Genomic DNA, 716 nt, shown 5'->3' with positions numbered 1-716 from the left:
GCACGCATTACAAAGTATAAGGCACAACCAATAATAGCATAAACTAGTATGATGGAAGGGCCTGCTACGCTGATTGTTTTTCCTGATCCCATGAAGAGACCTGTTCCAATAGCACCACCCAGGGCTATAAGTTGTACGTGACGGTTATGTAATCCACGTTGTAATTTCTTCTTAGGATTATTTTCTGAATTTTGTTTATAGTCCATTTTTAGGAGGTTCCCTTTAATTATTGAAAATTACGCTGAAAAAGATAATCTTGCTCATCGAAGCATGATATGAATGAGGAGTAAAGGAGAAAAACATTTTTTATGACTTCATGTGGATAAGAGAAAGAATATGGAATTAGCCTGGTATACTATTTCACTCTCGAGTAATGCAACAGATATTTGGTACAGGTTTTTAAGTTTTAGCTGAGATAGCGGATAAGAAGATTTAGTGTTATATGAGAGTTATAAGTTGTTTAGGCTACCTAGAGGTTATGGCAAACTCTATCTTTTGTAATTTTAAGTCTTTTAGTTGTTTTATATGTCATAGTAGAAAAGAACTTTGATTGTCAGTTAAATAGGGTAGAGAATTGTCATATTGCTGAAGAAAAAATTTCTAATGACAAAAAATTTTAAATGATTTCTTCATTGGTAATTTCCGTTACGATAAAAAGATCAAAAATAAAAAAGCAAACCCTGATATTCGTTTATTGTTGATTTTAGTGATGCAAA

At 32.3% G+C, this 716-nt stretch carries 1 pseudogene; it reads right to left on the bottom strand.

The features are described from left to right. Positions 1–206: pseudogene (locus tag ACFINZ_RS10815) on the bottom strand (D-serine/D-alanine/glycine transporter); the annotation flags it as partial. Between the last annotated feature and the right edge of the window lie 510 nt (positions 207–716).

This window comes from Bartonella sp. AA81SXKL, from assembly GCF_042196945.1.
In the GTDB taxonomy this organism is placed as follows: Bacteria; Pseudomonadota; Alphaproteobacteria; order Rhizobiales; family Rhizobiaceae; genus Bartonella.
The sequence above is the reverse complement of the archived record's forward strand: the minus strand, read 5'-3'. Positions and strand labels throughout refer to the sequence as shown.